This is a genomic window from Vandammella animalimorsus, assembly GCF_002285265.1.
Taxonomy (GTDB): Bacteria; Pseudomonadota; Gammaproteobacteria; order Burkholderiales; family Burkholderiaceae_C; genus Lampropedia.
On record NZ_NSJB01000004.1, the window covers coordinates 61,352 to 77,574 of the forward strand.

Sequence of the window (16,223 nt, forward strand, 5' to 3'; positions counted from 1 at the left end):
CATGCTGTGAGGCGGGTCGTTAGCTCAGCTGGTAGAGCAGCGGACTTTTAATCCGTTGGTCGCAGGTTCGAATCCTGCACGACCCACCAAAAATTCCAGAGGGTTACAGCACAATCGGGCTGTAACCCTTTTTGTTTGGCCGCTTGTCCTGCAACTGCGCCAAAAGCCAGCGGCCACCGACAGCCAGCCCCCCAAAAAAAAGAGGCCTGCATGTTTCACTGGATCGAAAAGTCCCCCAAAGCGCTGGACAACGGCGGCGTCATCGCCCCGGATGAGCGCCTACCCTGGCCGCAGACCGGCATCATGGGCCTGCAACACGTCATCGCCATGTTCGGCTCGACCATTCTGGCGCCGATCCTCATGGGCTTCGACCCCAACATCGCCGTGCTCATGAGCGGCATCGGTACGCTGATCTTCTTTCTCATCACCGGCGGCAAAGTGCCCAGCTACCTGGGCTCGAGCTTTGCCTTCATCGCCGTGGTCGTGGCCGCCACCGGCTATCCGGGCAGTGGCGCCAACGCCAACATCGGCCTGGCGCTGGGCGGCATCGTCGTCTGCGGCCTGCTCTACACCCTCATCGGCGTGGTCGTGCACGCCATCGGCACGGGCTGGATCGAGCGCCTGATGCCGCCGGTCGTCACCGGCGCCATCGTGGCCGTCATCGGCCTGAACCTGGCGGCCATCCCGATCAAGAACATGGCCAGCAACAATTTCGAGAGTTGGATGCAGGCCCTGACCTTCGTCTGCGTGGCCCTGGTGGCCGTGTTCACGCGCGGCATGCTGCAGCGCCTGCTGATCCTGGTCGGGCTGGTCATCGCCAGCCTGTGCTACATCGCCCTGACCAACGGCCTGGACCTGGGCAAGCCGGTGGATTTCAGCGGCATCGCCAATGCCGCCTGGTTCGGCCTGCCCAGCCTGACCGCCCCGGTCTTCGACAGCAAGGCCATGCTGTTGATCGCGCCGGTGGCCATCATCCTGGTGGCCGAGAACCTGGGCCACATCAAGGCCGTCACCGCCATGACCGGGCGCAACATCGACCAGTACATGGGCCGGGCCTTCATCGGCGATGGCGTGGCCACCATGGTCAGCGCCAGCGTGGGTGGCACCGGCGTGACCACCTATGCCGAAAACATCGGCGTCATGGCCGCCACGCGCATCTACTCCACGGCCATCTTCCTCGTGGCCGCCGCAGCGGCCATCCTGCTGGGCTTCTCGCCCAAGTTCGGCGAAGTCATCCGCGCCATCCCGGTGCCGGTCATGGGCGGCGTCTCCATCGTGGTGTTCGGCCTGATCGCCATCGCCGGGGCGAAGATCTGGGTCGACAACCGCGTGGACTTCTCCCAGAACAAAAACCTGCTGGTGGCGGCCATCACGCTGATCCTGGGCACGGGCGACTTCACGCTGCACTTTGGCAGCTTCGCCATGGCCGGCATCGGCACCGCCACCTTCGGCGCCATCGTGCTGTACGCCCTGCTCAACCGTGCCGAGCCCGACCCGCGCCAGGGCGGCGCGCAATAAGCCACCAGCGCCTGGCCGCCGCCGTGACACCCCGGTCATCGCCTGCGGCCATGGCGCACGCGGCCTGCGGCACAATCGGCGCCGCAGCACGCCGTGTTGCCTCATGCCACCGCCACCCTCTTGCAAAGGCCCCTGCCCATGACCCGGGTTTTGATGATCGACAACTACGACAGCTTCACCTACAACATCGTGCAGTACTTTGGGGAGCTCGGCGCCGAGGTGGGGGTGTTTCGCAACGATGAGATCGAGCTGGCCGGCATCGAGGCCTGGGCGCCGCAGCGGCTGGTGATCTCGCCCGGCCCATCATCGCCCGCGCAAGCGGGCATTTCCGTGGCGGCCATCGAGCATTTCGCGGGCCAGCTGCCGATCCTGGGCGTGTGCCTGGGCCACCAGAGCATTGGCGCAGCCTTTGGCGGCCAGATCGTGCGTGCGCAGCAGCTCATGCACGGCAAGACCAGCGTCATCACCACCGACGAGCGCGGCGTGTTCGCAGACCTGCCGCGGCAATTCACCGTCAACCGCTACCACTCGCTGGCCATCGAGCGCAGCAGCCTGCCCGAAGTGCTGGAGATCTCCGCCTGGGCCGAGGACGGCGAAATCATGGGCGTGCGCCACCGCACGCTGTCCATCGAAGGGGTGCAGTTCCACCCCGAGTCCATCCTCACCGAACACGGCCACGCCATGCTGCGCAACTTCCTCGAAAGGCCCTGGCAGCCCGCCTGAGCCCAGGCCCGCCCCCAGCCCGCGAAGCGCGCGGCCTGCGTCATCTTTTTGTCAAGAATCCTTTTTACATTTCGCCCCGTGGCATCCATCGCGCTCAACAACATCAACAAGCACTGGGGCGCAACGCATGCGCTCTCGGACATCAACCTGCAGATCGACTCGGGCAGCTTCTGCGTCTTCCTCGGCCCCTCGGGCTGCGGCAAATCGACCACGCTGCGCATCATCGCCGGGCTGGAGACGGCCAGCAGCGGCAGCGTGTACATCGACGGGCGCGACGTGACCCATTTGCCGCCCTCGCAGCGCGGCATCGCCATGGTGTTCCAGAACTACGCGCTGTTCCCGCACCTGACGGTGGCCGACAACATCACCTTCGGCCTGCAGGTGCGCAAGCTGCCCGCCGCCGAGCGCCGACGCCGCCTGCAGGAGACTGCGGCCTTGCTGGGTCTGGGCCATTTGCTGGGGCGCAGGCCCGGCCAGCTCTCGGGCGGGCAACAACAGCGCGTGGCCCTGGGCCGGGCGCTGGTGGCGCAGGCCAAGGTGTGCCTGATGGACGAGCCGCTCTCGAATCTGGATGCGCAGCTGCGCCAGGACATGCGCCGCGAGCTGCGCGAACTGCAACGCCAGTTGGGGCTGACGGTGATCTACGTTACGCACGACCAAGCCGAAGCCATGAGCATGGCCGACCAGGTGGTGCTGCTCAACGGCGGTCGCATCGAGCAAGCGGCCAGCGCGCGCGAGCTGTACGCCCGCCCGGCCAGCACCTTTGCCGCGCGCTTTATCGGCACGCCGCCGATGAACCTGCTGGCGCTGGAACAGGGCCGCATTGCCGGCAGCGATGTGGCCACTGCGCTGCCTGCCGCGGCCACCCATTTGGGCGTGCGGCCCGAAGCCATCACGGCCCACCCGGCCGGCACGCCTGGCACCGTGGCCGCGAGCATCACCAACACCGAATACCTCGGGGCCGACCTGGTGCTGGCCTGCGCCGTGGGCGAGCAAAGCCTGCTGGTGCGCGCCGATGGCCGCCTGCCTGCCCAGCCCGGCGCCGCCGTGGGCCTGGCCTGGGCGCCCGAGGATGCACACGCGTTCGACGAGCGCGGCCTGCGCCTGTAATCCTTGCACGCGCCCTGCTCTTTCATCTGCCATCCACAAGACCAAGGAGATCGATTCATGCTGAGAAAGACTTTTTTGCGCCGCAGTGCGGCCTTCGTGGCCGCAGCCCTGGCCGGCGCACTGCTTGGCGGCGGCGCCGCACAGGCACAAGCGCAGGTTGAAGTGCCGTTTTACTTCCCGGTGGCCGTGGGCGGGCCCATCACCAAGATCATCGACGGCTATGCCGCCGACTTCATGAAGGAGCACCCCGGCATTCTGGTCAAGCCGATCTACGCTGGCACTTACCAGGAAACCATCGTCAAGGCGCTGACCGCGCACAAGTCGGGCACGCCGCCGGTGACCTCGGTGCTGCTGTCCACCGACATGTTCACGCTGATCGACGAGGACGCCATCGTGCCCTTCGACGACTTCGCCAAAAGCGAGGCCGAGCAGCAATGGCTCAAGAGCTTTTATCCGGCCTTCATGCTCAACAGCCAGACCGGCGGCAAGACCTGGGGCGTGCCCTTCCAGCGCTCCACCGTGGTGATGTACTGGAACAAGCAGGCCTTCAAGGAGGCCGGGCTGGACCCTGAGCAGCCGCCCACCACCTGGGCCGAGCTCAAGGACATGGCCGCCAAGCTGACGAAGAAGGACGCCTCGGGCAAGGTCACCCAATACGGCGTGCAAATCCCCTCCAGCGGCTTTCCGTACTGGCTGTTCCAAACCCTCTCGACCACCAACGGCGTAATCCTGGCCAACGACACGGGCAACCAGGTGCGCTTTGACGATCCCAAGGTGATCGAGGCGCTGCAATACTGGGTCGATCTGGGCAAGAGCGGCGTGCACCCGCAGGGCGTGATCGAATGGGGCACCACGCCCAAGGACTTCTTCGAGAAGAAGGCCGCCATCATCTACACCACCACTGGCAACCTGACCAACATCCGCAACAACGCCCCGTTCGAATTTGGCGTGGCCATGATCCCAGGCAATGCGCGCAAGGGCTCGCCCACAGGCGGCGGCAATTTCTATCTGTTCAAAAAGTCCACGCCCGAGCAGCAAAAGGCCGCCTTCGAGTTCATCCACTGGATGACCCAGCCCGAGCGCGCCGCACAGTGGAGCATCGACACCGGCTATGTGGCCACCAGCGCCGCCGCCTACGACACGCCACAGCTCAAGCAATACACGGCCGACTTCCCGCCCGCCCTGGTCGCGCGCGACCAACTGCCGCACGCCGTGGCCGAGTTCTCCACACACGACAACCAGCGCGTGACCAAGGCCCTCAACGACGGCCTGCAGGCAGCCCTGACAGGCACCAAGACGCCCGAGCAGGCCATGAAGGACGCCCAGCGCGAAGCCACCCGCCTGCTGCGCGGCTACCAGTAACCACCAGCACAGGCGCGCGCCCTTTCCGCGCACGCCACACCCCAAGCGCCTTCGCCCGCCAGCGCCAGCCGCTGCGCAACGCGGGGGCGCTCTTTGCAAGGCCTTGCCCCATGACCTCTCCTGCCGCGCACCACCGCGTGCCTTTTTCCAGCCGTCAGGCCATCCACGCCTGGTTGCTGCTGCTGCCTGCGCTGGCGCTGCTGGTGGCATTCACCCACTACCCGGCCGTACAAACGCTGATTGACAGCCTGTACTCCACCCCCAAGGGCGCGCGCGCCGCTGTCTGGGTCGGGGCGGAGAACTACCAGGTCATGCTCGACGACCCGGTGTTCTGGACGGCCGTGCGCAACAACCTGTGGTTTGCCGCTGCCACCATTCCTTGCTCCATCGCGCTGGCGCTGTTGATGGCGCTGTGGGTCAACGAGCGCATCGCTGGCCGCGCCTTTTTGCGCATGGCCTACTTCACACCCACGGTGCTGCCCATGATTGCCGTGGCCAACATCTGGCTGTTCTTCTACACACCGCAGTACGGGCTGCTCGAACAAATCACCGGCGCACTGGGCCTGCCATCGCACAACTGGTTGGGCAGCCCCAACACGGCGCTGGGCGCCGTCACCGCGGTGGCGATCTGGAAGGAGGCTGGCTTCTTCATGATCTTTTACCTGGCCGCGCTGCAAACGCTCAACCCCAGCCTGCGCGAGGCCGCCGCCATCGAAGGCGCATCACGCTGGACCTTTTTCCGCCGCGTGCAATGGCCGCTGCTCATGCCCACCACGCTGTTCGTGCTGATCAACGCCTTCATCAACGCCTTCCGCATGGTCGATCACCTGTTCGTGCTCACACGCGGCGGGCCCAACAACGCCTCCACGCTGCTGCTGTACTACCTCTACGAAGTCGGCTTCAGCTTCTGGGACACGGCCTACGCCGCAGCCATCACCGTGGTGCTGGTGGCCGTGCTGGCCGGTATCGCACTGCTGCAATTCTTCGTGCTCGACAAAAAGGTGCACTACCAATGAGTACGCCTGCCACACACCACTTGGCCTTCAACGAACCCAGCTGGCTGGACACTGTGGCCGCCTGGCTGCTGGCGCTGCTGTGGATCCTGCCACTGGCCTATGCCGTCTGGACGGCCTTTCACCCCATCGAATACGCCACCCGTTTCGAGCTGCTGGCGCCGCTGACGCTGGAGAACTTCCGCCGCGCCTGGGCGGCAGCGCCCTTTGCGCGCTATTTGCTCAACACCACGCTGCTGGTGGCCATGATCCTGGCCGCGCAACTGGTGCTGGCCACGCTGGCGGCCTATGCCTTTGCGCGCTACCGCTTCCCGGGTCGCAACCTGGCCTTCGCGTTGGTGCTGGTGCAGCTGATGATCATGCCCGACATCCTGCTGGTCGAAAACTACGAAACCATGGTGCGCCTGGGCCTGATGGACACGCTTTTGGCCATCGGCCTGCCCTATTTCGCCTCGGCCTTTGCCATCTTCTTGCTGCGCCAGACCTTCATGGGCATCCCCAAGGAGCTGGACGAGGCCGCGCGCGTCGAAGGCGCCAATGCCATGCAAACCCTGTGGCGCGTCTACGTGCCGCTGGCCAAACCGGTCTATACCGCCTTCGCACTGGTGTCGGTGAGCTTTCACTGGAACAACTTCCTCTGGCCGCTGATCATCACCAACAGCCCCAATGCCCGCCCGCTGACCGTGGGCTTGCAGGTCTTTTCCTCAGTCGATCAAGGGGTGGACTGGTCGATCATCACCGCCGCCACACTGCTCAGCTGCGCGCCGCTGCTGGTGGCCTTTTTGCTGTTTCAGCGCCAGTTCGTGCAAAGCTTCATGCGCGCCGGCATCAAATGACACAGAAGAAATAGGATTTGCCCCACATGCGACTGGTTACTTGGAACACCCAATGGTGCTGTGGGCTGGATGGGCAGGTCAGCGCGCAGCGCATCGTGGCCGGGGCGCAGGCCCTGGCCGGCGCGCAGGGCTTTGACGTGCTGTGCCTGCAGGAAATCGCCCAGGGCTACCCGCGCCTGCAAGGCGCCCCAGGCGACCAGCCCGCCGAGCTGGCCGCGCTGCTGCCGGGCTACCAGCTGTTCTTCGGCGCTGCCGTGGACGAATTCGGCCCCGAAGGCCAGCGCCAGCGCTTTGGCAACCTGATTGCCACGCGCCTGCCGGTGGCGCAGGTGGTGCACCACCGCCTGCCCTGGCCAGCCGATGCCGGCCTGCGCAGCATGCCGCGCCTGTGCACCGAGCTGACGCTGCTCAGCTCGGCGCTGGGCGCCGTGCGCGTCATGACCACGCATCTGGAGTACTACTCGGCGCGCCAGCGCATGGCCCAGGCGCTGGCGCTGCACGCGCTGCACCAGCAGGCCTGCGCGCTGGCCGCCGCAGCGCCGCTGGCCGACGACAGCGGCGGCCCCTTTCAGGCCAAGACGCACACGCCGCACGCCATCCTCTGCGGCGACTTCAACCTGGAGCCCGGCTCTCCCGAGTACGCCGCCATCATTGCCGCTCAAGCGCCTTCAGGCGCAGCGCCCTTGGACAACCCGCTGTGCGACGCCTGGCCGCTGGTGCATGGCAGCCAGCCGCATGCGCCCACCTTCCGCCTGTTCGACCGCAGCTACGGCCCCGAGCCCGTGGCCTGCGATTTCGCCTTCGTCAGCCAATCGCTGGCCCCGCGCGTGCGCCAGCTGCAAATCGATGGCCACACCCGCGCCTCGGACCACCAGCCGCTGCTGCTGGTGCTGCAGTGAGCGCCTGTGCGCAGGCCGCGCTATAATCGCGCGTTTTGCCGCATGCGCGCGGCGCGCCTTTGGGCCATTCTGGGCCTTTGAGCGGCGCCAAGCGCGGGGGATACCGCCACCCTGATATCTGGCGAGGTGAGGCACAGGCCGCCGCCCAGGCAGCCCTGCCGCAAATACAAGGAACATGCAATGGCACGCGTATGTGAAGTCACGGGCAAGCGCCCGCAAGTGGGCAACAACGTCTCCCACGCCAATAACAAAACCAAGCGCCGCTTTCTGCCCAACCTGCAGTACAAGCGCTTCTGGGTCGAGAGCGAGAACCGCTGGGTGCGTCTGCGCGTCTCCAGCGCCGCACTGCGCCTGATCGACAAAAATGGCATCGAATCCGTACTGGCCGACCTGCGCGCCCGCGGTCAAGCCTAATCATTGAAGGAGTAACACCATGGCATCCAAAGGCGGTCGCGACAAGATCAAGCTCGAATCCACAGCGGGCACAGGCCACTTCTACACCACCACCAAGAACAAGAAGACCACGCCGGACAAGCTCTCGTTCATGAAGTTTGACCCCAAGGCCCGCAAGCACGTGGAATACAAGGAAGTCAAGCTCAAGTAAGCCACCATGGCCTTGGCCATACTTGGCTTGCCCAGCAAAAAAGCCAGCGCATGCGCTGGCTTTTTTTGTGCCTGTCGCCCGCCCGCTTACCACCTGGCCGCGCCCAAAAGCATCAAGGCTCCAGATAGCGCGCCTTGAGCTGCGCCAGCGCATCGGGCCCCAGACCCAGCACCTCGCGCAGATACCGCGCGACGCTGCCGTGCTCGGCCTCGATCTGGCGTTGCGCGGCCTGCAGGAAATTGGGCGTCACGCGCCAGAGCACCTGCAGCACGCTCTCGGGCAGCGTGCCCGAGGGCTTGTAGGCTGGCGGCTGGTACAGCGCATTGGTCAGCAGGTAATCGTCCATGATGGCCTGGCGCGGCACGCCCAGGGCTTCGAGCAGCAAGGCGGCGGCAAAGCCGGTGCGGTCCTTGCCGGCGGTGCAGTGGAACACGAAGGGGCCCTCGTGCTGCAGCAAGGCGTCGAAAAAGGCGCGGAACTGCGGCGCATTGTGCTCGACGAAGGCCGCATAGGTCTGCTCCATCAGGTGGTGGGCCGAAGGCCCATCCAGCGCCGCGCCCTGCGCCAGCAGGCCTTGCAGGCTTTGCACCACCTGCGGCTCTATGGGAATGGCGATGCGCGTGAGCTGGTCAATCTGGTAGTCGTGGCGCAGGCGCTCGGCATCGCCGCGCAAGTCGATGCTGTGCCGCAGCCCCAGGGCCTGCAGGGTGTGCACATCCTCCTGGCTCAGGCTGGAGAGGCGGTCGGAGCGAAACAGCTGGCGCCAGCGCACCCGCCGGCCATCACCAGTGGCATAACCGCCCAGATCGCGGAAATTGCTCGCCCCTTGCAAGGGGATGTGGCGCTGCGGCGCAGCACTGGGGGATGGGGCGGGGGCCGTGGTGCTCATGGGCGCATTGTTGCAGGGATTTCGTATCATCAGCCCATGCCTGCCTGCCACCTTTGCGACTCTGCCTTCATGCTCTTGCTCACCTGGCCACTGCCCTGCCTGGGGCTGCCGCTGCTGTGACGCCCACAACAGCACGGCGCTACGTCGGCCGTTTTGCCCCATCGCCCACCGGGCCCATGCACCTGGGCTCGGTGGTGGCCGCACTGGCCAGCTGGCTGGATGCCCGCGCCGCCAGTGCGCAAGGCCTGAGCGCGCAATGGCTGGTGCGCATCGAAGACCTGGACACCCAGCGCTGCTCAGCCCAGGCGGCGCAAACCATTTTGCAGCAGCTGCACGGCCTGGGCCTGGTGCCCGATGCGCCCGTGCAATGGCAATCCCAACGCCAGCGGCATTACGAGCAGGCCCTGCAGACCTTGCAGGCCCAGGGGCGCGCCTATCCATGCAGCTGCACGCGCAAGGACATTGCCGCCGCCCAGCAGGCGCTGGGCGGCGACCGGCAGCGCTTTCAAACCCTGGTCTACCCGGGCACCTGCCGCCACCGGCCGGCCCACGACGGGCCCGTGCGCACCTGGCGTTTTCTGGTGCAACCGGGCTGCCCGGCCCATGGGCCGGGCAGCGCCCTGGTGCACTGGCAAGACCGGCGACTGGGGCCACAGCAGCAGGATGTGGCCCAGGCCGTGGGCGACTTTGCCCTGCTGCGCGGCGATGGCATGTGGAGCTACCAGATGGGCTGCGTGGTCGACGACGGTCTGCAAGGCGTCACGCACATCGTGCGCGGCGAGGATCTGGCCGACAACACGGCGCGGCAAATCCTGCTGCAACAGGCCCTAGGCCACCCGCGCCCCAGCTACCTGCACGTGCCGCTGGCGCGCGATGCGCGGGGCGAAAAGCTCTCCAAGGGCAACCACGCCCCCAGCATCGACGCCAACGCCCCCTTGACTACGCTGCGCCAGGCCGCCCAGGTGCTGGGCCTGCCGCCGGGTGCTGGCGGGCAGCAGACCAGCGTCAGCGACGCCCTGGCCCACTGGACAGCCCTGTGGGCCCAGCGATATCCGCTGTAATCGCCAAGCACCAGCGGCGTGCCATGCCCATCTGGGCAACAGCGGGGCATCGCTCAAAAAAAACCGTAGGGCCATTGAACTTTCGCTTTAGCACTCTCTCTGAACGAGTGCTAACATAGCCGCCAATCTTTGCAAAAGCCCCAGGCCTTTGCAGCACCCCGAAAGGAACACCCCGCTACATGAGCACTGCCCGCACCGCCACATTGATGCCGAGCACCACGAGCGCCACCCAGTGGCCCGCCGTCTTGCCTGCGCTGGGCAATCTGGATGCGTACATCTCCGCCGTCAATCGCATGCCCATGCTCACCCCCGAGGAGGAGCGCCTGTATGCCCAGCGCCTGCGCCAGCACAACGACGTGGAGGCTGCCGGCCGGCTGGTGATGTCGCATCTGCGGGTCGTCGTGGCCGTCTCGCGCCAGTACCAGGGCTACGGGCTGCCCCAGGGCGATCTGATCCAGGAAGGCAACATCGGCCTGATGAAGGCCGTCAAGCGCTTTGACCCCGACCAGGGCGTGCGCCTGGTCAGCTACGCGCTGCACTGGATCAAGGCCGAGATCCACGAATACATCCTCAAGAACTGGCGCATGGTCAAGGTCGCCACGACCAAGGCCCAGCGCAAGCTGTTCTTCAACCTGCGCTCGCTCAAGCAGGAGCTCAAGGCCAACCAGGCCCTGAGCGACGGCGAGATCTACCGCGCCAGCCTGACCGAGCGCGAAATCGACCAGGTGGCCAGCCAGCTCAACGTCAAGCGCGAGGAAGTCATCGAGATGGAGACGCGCCTGGGCGGCGGCGATGTGCTGCTCGATCCGACGCCGCACGACGAGGACAGCCCCGGCATCGCCCCCATCGCCTACCTGAGCGACTACTCGCAAGAGCCCACCGCCGTGCTGGAAGCGCGCGAGCGCGACAGCCTGGCCACCGACGGCATCCAGATGGCGCTGCAAACCCTGGACGAGCGCAGCCGCCGCATCGTTCAGGAGCGCTGGCTGAACGTCAACGACGACGGCTCCGGCGGCATGACCTTGCACGAGCTGGCCGATGAGTACGGCGTCAGCGCCGAGCGCATCCGCCAGATCGAAGTGGCCGCGATGAAGAAGATGAAAAAGGCCATGACGGCCAGTGCCGCCGCGCACTGAGCCCGCGCTCGAGCGCCTGTTCATCACTGCGGTGCAGGCGCCAACCAAACTTACATTTCTCTATCAGTTGCAACTGCCCGGCGGCACTACGATGGGCACCCCTGAGACGGCGCGTCGCCGTTTCTGCTTTCCCATCCAAGAGGAGTTTCAGGAATGAAAAAACTGCTGATCTGCACGCTGGTGGCCGGTGCCTTTGCCCCTGCATTTGCCGCCGATGCGGCCTGCACCGAATACAAGAGCCACATGGCCGAAACGATGAAGAAGGACGGCTCCTACTCCGAGCAGGCCATGAAAATCATCGACGACCAAATCAACTCCGTGGGCGCCGATCAGCGCAGCGCCTTCTGCAAAAGCGCCCTGGAGAGCGTGAAGAACTCCGGCGCCGATGACAAGGACGACGGCAAGGATGACGACAAGGACGATGACGACAAGAAGTGATCCCCGTTGAGGGCCTGTTCACCAGTCCAATCGGACCCACATCCTTGAAGGCGCAACCCATTGGCGGGTTGCGCCTTTTCTTTTGGCCCGCCCAGCTCGGCACTCCGCCGCTCCCCAGCGCAGGGCGGCGCGCTTCGGGCGCCAGTGTGCTTGGCCGATAATGCGCAGTGCCTGCGCACGCCAATCGCGGCTGGGCACAACTGCAAGCGGCTGTTTCCGCCAAGGCCGATTCACCCTTGCCCGCATCGTTGCGGCCTTCATGATTTTTTTCATCGTCCACCACATGAACGACTCCCGCCTTCCCCTCTCCCGTCGCCAACTGCTGCGCAGCAGCGCCCTGGGCCTGGCGGCCCTGCCAGGCCTGCACTGGCCACAGGCCAGCGCCACCGGCAATGCCCCCTGGCCCAGCCGCCCGGTGACGATGATGGTGGGCTTTCCCGGCGGCACCTCGCCAGATCTGACAGCGCGCCTGCTGGCCGAGCATCTGGGCCAGTTTCTGGGCAATCGACAGCCGCTGGTGGTGGAAAACCGCCCCGGCGCAGGGGGCAACGTGGCCACGGCGGCGCTGGCGCGTGCCCGCGATGCGCACACCATTGGCGTGCTCATCAACGGCAACATGACCATCGCGCGCCTGCTCAACCCCAAGCTGGGCTTTGATCCACACAAGGATTTGGCCCCCATCGCGCTGATCGGCACGGCCCCCTACGTGCTGACGGTGCATGCCGCACTGGCCAAGGATTTGAGCCCGGCGCAGTTCCTGGCCAAGGCACGCAAGGCAGGCAACCAGTGGAACTACGGCTCGCCCGGCATTGGCACGGTGGCCCACCTGGGCATGGAGCTGCTCAAGAGCCGCACCGGCATCGACCCGGTGCACGTGCCCTACCAGGGCAATCCGCAGGCGCTGCAGGCCATCGTCAGCGGCGAGATTCAAATGGCCCTGCTGCCGCCGGCCACGGCGCTGGCGCAGCAAAAGGCCGGCACGGTGGCGCTGATCGGCATCACCAGCGCCGCGCGCAGCCCGCTGACCGGCGAGCTGCCCAGCCTGCAGGAGCTGGGCGTGCAGGGGCTGGATCTGGAGGTCTGGAATGCCGTGGCCGCACCGGCGCACATGCCCGAGGCCATCCAGGCGCAGCTGCGCGAGGCCGTGGGCAAGGCGCTGGCCCTGCCCGAGGTGCGGCAAAAGCTGCTGGCCCAGGGCTGGGTGGTGCAGGACACCAGCGTCGCCGCGCTGCGCCAGCGCATCGCCGCCGACACCCAGGCGCTGGGCGCCATCATCCGCGAGCAGGACATTCAGATTTCAGGCTGAAGCTGCCGCGCCTGCCACGGCGCGCAGGCGCCACAGCTGCCTGAGCGATGCTTGCAGTGCAGCGCACATTGCGCCGCTGGAGGTTGCTGTGCAGGCGCGCTGGATGCGTGCAGGCCTTATGTGTTCAACGCCCCTGCAGCAGTTGGCGCACGTCGGCGGCAATCTGATCCACCGGCGTGCCATAGCGCACGTACAGGCGCAGGCGGCCCTGCGGGTCGTACATGTAGCCGGAGGCCGAGTGGTCGATGGTGTAGGTATCGGGCGTGCTGCCGGGCTTTTTCTCGTAAAAGACCTTGAAGTCGCGCGCCATGGCGGCGATTTGCTCGGCATTGCCCACCAGCGCCACGGCCTGCGGGTCGAAGCTTTCCATGTAGGCGCGCATCACCTCAGGGGTGTCGCGCTCGGGGTCGACCGTGACGAAGACGATTTGCAGCTTGTCGCCATCCTCACCCAGCAGCTTCTTGACCTCGGCCATCTCCAGCATGGTCGTGGGGCAAATGTCCGGGCATTGCGCAAAGCCGAAGTAGACGAACACCACCTTGCCGGCGAAATCGGCCAGGCTGCGCTGCTGGCCATGGGCATCGGGCATGGAAAAGCCCTTGGCATAGTCCACGCCGCTGATATCCAGCGCGTGGAACTTGGCCGCTGGCTCGCTGCCGGTACAGCCGGCCAGCCCCAGCATGGCCGCACCGGCCAGCGCAGCCGCCAGCAGCCGCGAACGCAGTGCGCGCACAGGCTTGCACGCCGTCATAGGAGACCTCCAATTCTCAGGTAATGGTCGATGAGCAATGCAGCAAACACGCCGCTCAAGTGCCACAGGGACCAGCGGAACATGCGCCGCGCCAGCGCGTCCGAATAATCGCGCCACAGATACCAGCCATAAACGCAGAACACTGCGCAAAGCACGGCCGCCACAGCGGCATAGAACAGGCCGCTCATGCCCAAGGCCACCGGCAGCATGCAGGCGGCAAACAGCACCAGGGTGTAGAAAAAGGCCTGCATGGCCGTGTGGCGCGGGCCGTGCACGATGGGCATCATCGGCAGGCCCGATTGGCGGTAGTCCTCGATGCGGTACAGCGACAAGGCCCAGAAGTGCGGCGGCGTCCACAAAAAGATGATGAGAAACAGCACCAGGGCCTCGGCTCCAACCTCGCCGCGCATGGCCGCCCAGCCCAGCACCGGCGGCATGGCGCCGGATGCGCCGCCAATGACGATGTTCTGCGGCGTCATGGGCTTGAGCACGACGGTGTAGATCACCGCATAGCCCACAAAGGTCGCCAGCGTCAGCCACATCGTCAAGGTGTTGACCGTCACCCACAGCAGCGCGCTGCCGGCCGTGCACAGCAGCGCGGAGAACACCAGCGCCTGCCAATCGGGCAGCTCGCCGCGCGCCGTGGGCCGCCAGGCGGTGCGCTTCATGCGCGCGTCGATGGTTTTCTCCACCAGGCAGTTGAAGGCCGCAGCGGCCGAGGCCACCATCCAAATGCCCAGGCCGGCCAGCACGATGCGCAGCATCTGCGCCCCATCGGGCACGGCGGGGATGGCCAGCAGCATGCCGATCAGGGCGCAAAACACGATCAGCTGCACCACGCGCGGCTTGGTCAGCACCCAAAATTGCGACCAGCGCGAGCGCTGTGGCAGCGGCAAAGCGGCTCCATTCATGCCTGCCCCCTTTTCTTGCGGCGCGTATCGACCTGGCGGGCCAGGTTGGATTCGGTGAAAAGCGGCGTCGTCCCGCACACCGCCGCCATCTTCATGCTGGCCAGCACCCGCGTCAGCACCATGACCAGCGCCCCGGCGCCACCGGTGTGCAGCACCGCCACCAGCAAGGGCCAGTCCAGCAGCACGTTGGACAAGCCCGTGAGCAACTGCAGCACCAGCAGCACCAGCAGCCATTGGGCCAGGCGACGCAATGGCGCGCTGTGCCGCCACAGCACCGCCACCAGCCAGCCCGCCAGCGCCAACAGCAGCAGCGCAAACAGGCGGTGCACGTAGTGGATGCCCACCAATGCCTCGAACGTGATCAGCCCGCCATCGCCCTGGTGGCCCAGCTCGCGCCAGATGGTAAAGCCCTGGCGCAAATCCATCTGCGGCCACCAGGCGCCGTTGCAATCAGGGAAGGTGCTGCAGGCCAGCACCGCGTAATTGGTGCTCACCCAGCCGCCCAGCGCGATCTGCACGAACAGCGCCGCAAACACCAGCAGCGCCAGCAGCATGTGCCCAGGCCGCACCGGCGCGCGCCGGCGGCCCGTGACGCGCTGCTGCCACCAGGCCGCCTGCAGCCCCAGCAGCGCCAGCAGCACCATGCCGCCCAGCAAATGCAAGGTCACGATGGCGGGGAAAAGCTTCATCGTCACCGTCCAGGCGCCAAACGCCCCTTGCAGGCACACCCAGGCCAGCGTCAGCGTGGGCCAGATGGGGTGCACCGGCTTGCTGCGCAGCGCCTGCGGCGCGCCATCGGCGCTGGCGGCATCCGGGCCATCGGCCAGCCGCTGCGCTGCCGGGGCGTCCTTGGCCTGGCGGCCCCAGCGAAGCCAGTACCGCCAGGCCAGCGCCGTCAGCACCACGATCAAGGCCCCCACGCCGGTGGCCAGATAGCGGTGCACCATCTCGATCCAGGCCTTCTTGTGCGTCACCGGGCCATCGGGCTGCGCCTGCTGCGCCGCGCTGATCTGCGCCTGCGCCCCCACCGGGCTGGCATGGCCGTAGCAGCCAGGCCAGTCCGGGCAGCCCAGGCCGGAGTCGGTCAAACGGGTGAAGGCGCCAAACATCACCAGGTCAAAAGTCAGCACCAGCGTCATCAGCGTCAGCGCATACATGACGCCGCGCGTGCCGCGCGCACGGTGGCGCCGCCAGACCCACAGCAAGGGCATGGCAGCCACAGCAGCCCCCACCAGCAGCAAATGCAGCAAGGGGCTCCAGTCGTATAAGGCGATGTCGGTATCCATGGCATGTCTCATGCCGCAGCGCCGGGTGCGCAGCGATGGCATCGCGCACCCGGCAGCGCAGCACCCGCTACCCAAGCGGCCAGCCCCCAAAGCCTTTGCTCAGGCGCTGGTTGCGCCTGCACAGCCGGCGGCGCTCGGCCCGGTTTGCGGGATTTGACGCAAGGCAGCTTCGCCGGCGCCCGGCCCATCGGCACCTGCATGCAGGACGCAACCGGGCATACCCAGGCGCCATTGCAAATGCACTGGGCCAAGGCAAAACTGGGCGATCGGCGGAAAAAAGGCGCTATTTTGCCGCATTCCAGCCCAAGGCCATGCAGGCCTGGCAGCACCGGCCCCGCTTGCCCAAGGCCTTGCACAGCCAAGCCCTTGGATTGCGTGGG

General features: G+C 66.3%; 17 protein-coding genes and 1 tRNA gene. 14 read left to right on the plus strand and 4 right to left on the minus strand.

The window, feature by feature from the left end; all coding sequences use genetic code 11:
- The first annotated feature begins 13 nt into the window (after positions 1–13).
- The 10 genes from CK625_RS07900 to rpmG all read left to right on the plus strand — a co-directional run bounded on the left by CK625_RS07900 (position 14) and on the right by rpmG (position 8,065).
- Positions 14–89 (plus strand) — tRNA-Lys (locus tag CK625_RS07900).
- 121 nt (positions 90–210) lie between these two features.
- Positions 211–1,518: a solute carrier family 23 protein gene (locus CK625_RS07905; RefSeq protein WP_095539770.1), complete on the plus strand. Its 1,308-nt coding sequence runs from the start codon at positions 211–213 to the stop codon at positions 1,516–1,518.
- Positions 1,519–1,656: 138 nt separating this feature from the next.
- The gene (locus CK625_RS07910) at positions 1,657–2,241 is read left to right on the plus strand and encodes an anthranilate synthase component II (RefSeq protein ID WP_095539771.1); all 585 of its coding nucleotides are present in this window, start codon (positions 1,657–1,659) and stop codon (positions 2,239–2,241) included.
- Positions 2,242–2,319: 78 nt separating this feature from the next.
- Positions 2,320–3,351, plus strand: a complete 1,032-nt coding sequence (locus CK625_RS07915) for an ABC transporter ATP-binding protein (protein WP_095539772.1) — start codon at positions 2,320–2,322, stop codon at positions 3,349–3,351.
- A 57-nt stretch (positions 3,352–3,408) separates the two neighbouring features.
- Positions 3,409–4,713, plus strand: coding sequence for an ABC transporter substrate-binding protein (locus CK625_RS07920; protein ID WP_095539773.1), 1,305 nt, complete (start codon positions 3,409–3,411; stop codon positions 4,711–4,713).
- A gap of 110 nt (positions 4,714–4,823) precedes the next feature.
- Complete coding sequence (locus CK625_RS07925; RefSeq protein WP_095539774.1) at positions 4,824–5,729, plus strand: carbohydrate ABC transporter permease; 906 nt, start codon at positions 4,824–4,826, stop codon at positions 5,727–5,729.
- Positions 5,726–6,562: a carbohydrate ABC transporter permease gene (locus tag CK625_RS07930; protein ID WP_095539775.1), complete on the plus strand. Its 837-nt coding sequence runs from the start codon at positions 5,726–5,728 to the stop codon at positions 6,560–6,562. The genes CK625_RS07925 and CK625_RS07930 overlap by 4 nt, the downstream gene beginning before the upstream one ends.
- A 26-nt stretch (positions 6,563–6,588) precedes the next feature.
- Positions 6,589–7,461 carry an endonuclease/exonuclease/phosphatase family protein gene (locus CK625_RS07935; protein WP_095539776.1) on the plus strand — a complete coding sequence of 291 codons (873 nt, stop codon included), beginning with the start codon at positions 6,589–6,591 and terminating at the stop codon, positions 7,459–7,461.
- A 180-nt stretch (positions 7,462–7,641) separates the two neighbouring features.
- Positions 7,642–7,875 carry a 50S ribosomal protein L28 gene (rpmB, locus tag CK625_RS07940; protein ID WP_095539777.1) on the plus strand — a complete coding sequence of 78 codons (234 nt, stop codon included), beginning with the start codon at positions 7,642–7,644 and terminating at the stop codon, positions 7,873–7,875.
- 19 nt (positions 7,876–7,894) lie between these two features.
- A complete protein-coding gene (rpmG, locus tag CK625_RS07945) occupies positions 7,895–8,065 on the plus strand; it encodes a 50S ribosomal protein L33 (RefSeq protein WP_095539778.1) in 171 nt (56 codons plus the stop codon).
- A gap of 112 nt (positions 8,066–8,177) precedes the next feature.
- Here the strand turns inward: rpmG and CK625_RS07950 are convergent, their stop codons facing one another.
- On the minus strand, positions 8,178–8,954 hold the full coding sequence (locus tag CK625_RS07950) for a tyrosine-protein phosphatase (RefSeq protein WP_095539779.1): 777 nt from the start codon (positions 8,952–8,954) through the stop codon (positions 8,178–8,180).
- 116 nt (positions 8,955–9,070) lie between these two features.
- Between CK625_RS07950 and gluQRS the strand changes: the two genes are divergently transcribed.
- From gluQRS to CK625_RS07970, 4 genes are all read left to right on the plus strand, one after another.
- The gene (gluQRS, locus tag CK625_RS07955) at positions 9,071–10,015 is read left to right on the plus strand and encodes a tRNA glutamyl-Q(34) synthetase GluQRS (RefSeq protein WP_275250566.1); all 945 of its coding nucleotides are present in this window, start codon (positions 9,071–9,073) and stop codon (positions 10,013–10,015) included.
- A gap of 179 nt (positions 10,016–10,194) precedes the next feature.
- Positions 10,195–11,151, plus strand: coding sequence for an RNA polymerase sigma factor RpoH (gene rpoH / locus CK625_RS07960; protein WP_238945572.1), 957 nt, complete (start codon positions 10,195–10,197; stop codon positions 11,149–11,151).
- 153 nt (positions 11,152–11,304) lie between these two features.
- Positions 11,305–11,589 carry a cell surface protein gene (locus CK625_RS07965; protein ID WP_095539781.1) on the plus strand — a complete coding sequence of 95 codons (285 nt, stop codon included), beginning with the start codon at positions 11,305–11,307 and terminating at the stop codon, positions 11,587–11,589.
- Positions 11,590–11,872: 283 nt separating this feature from the next.
- Positions 11,873–12,895, plus strand: a complete 1,023-nt coding sequence (locus CK625_RS07970; protein WP_095539860.1) for a Bug family tripartite tricarboxylate transporter substrate binding protein — start codon at positions 11,873–11,875, stop codon at positions 12,893–12,895.
- Between the two features lie 124 nt (positions 12,896–13,019).
- Here the strand turns inward: CK625_RS07970 and CK625_RS07975 are convergent, their stop codons facing one another.
- From CK625_RS07975 to CK625_RS07985, 3 genes are read right to left on the minus strand one after another with little or no spacing between them, the layout of a single operon-like run.
- Complete coding sequence (locus CK625_RS07975) at positions 13,020–13,646, minus strand: SCO family protein (RefSeq protein ID WP_095539782.1); 627 nt, start codon at positions 13,644–13,646, stop codon at positions 13,020–13,022.
- Positions 13,643–14,557: a heme o synthase gene (cyoE, locus tag CK625_RS07980; protein WP_095539783.1), complete on the minus strand. Its 915-nt coding sequence runs from the start codon at positions 14,555–14,557 to the stop codon at positions 13,643–13,645. Before cyoE ends, CK625_RS07975 begins: the two co-directional genes overlap by 4 nt.
- Positions 14,554–15,843, minus strand: coding sequence for a COX15/CtaA family protein (locus CK625_RS07985; RefSeq protein ID WP_095539784.1), 1,290 nt, complete (start codon positions 15,841–15,843; stop codon positions 14,554–14,556). The genes cyoE and CK625_RS07985 overlap by 4 nt, the downstream gene beginning before the upstream one ends.
- Positions 15,844–16,223 lie beyond the last annotated feature (380 nt).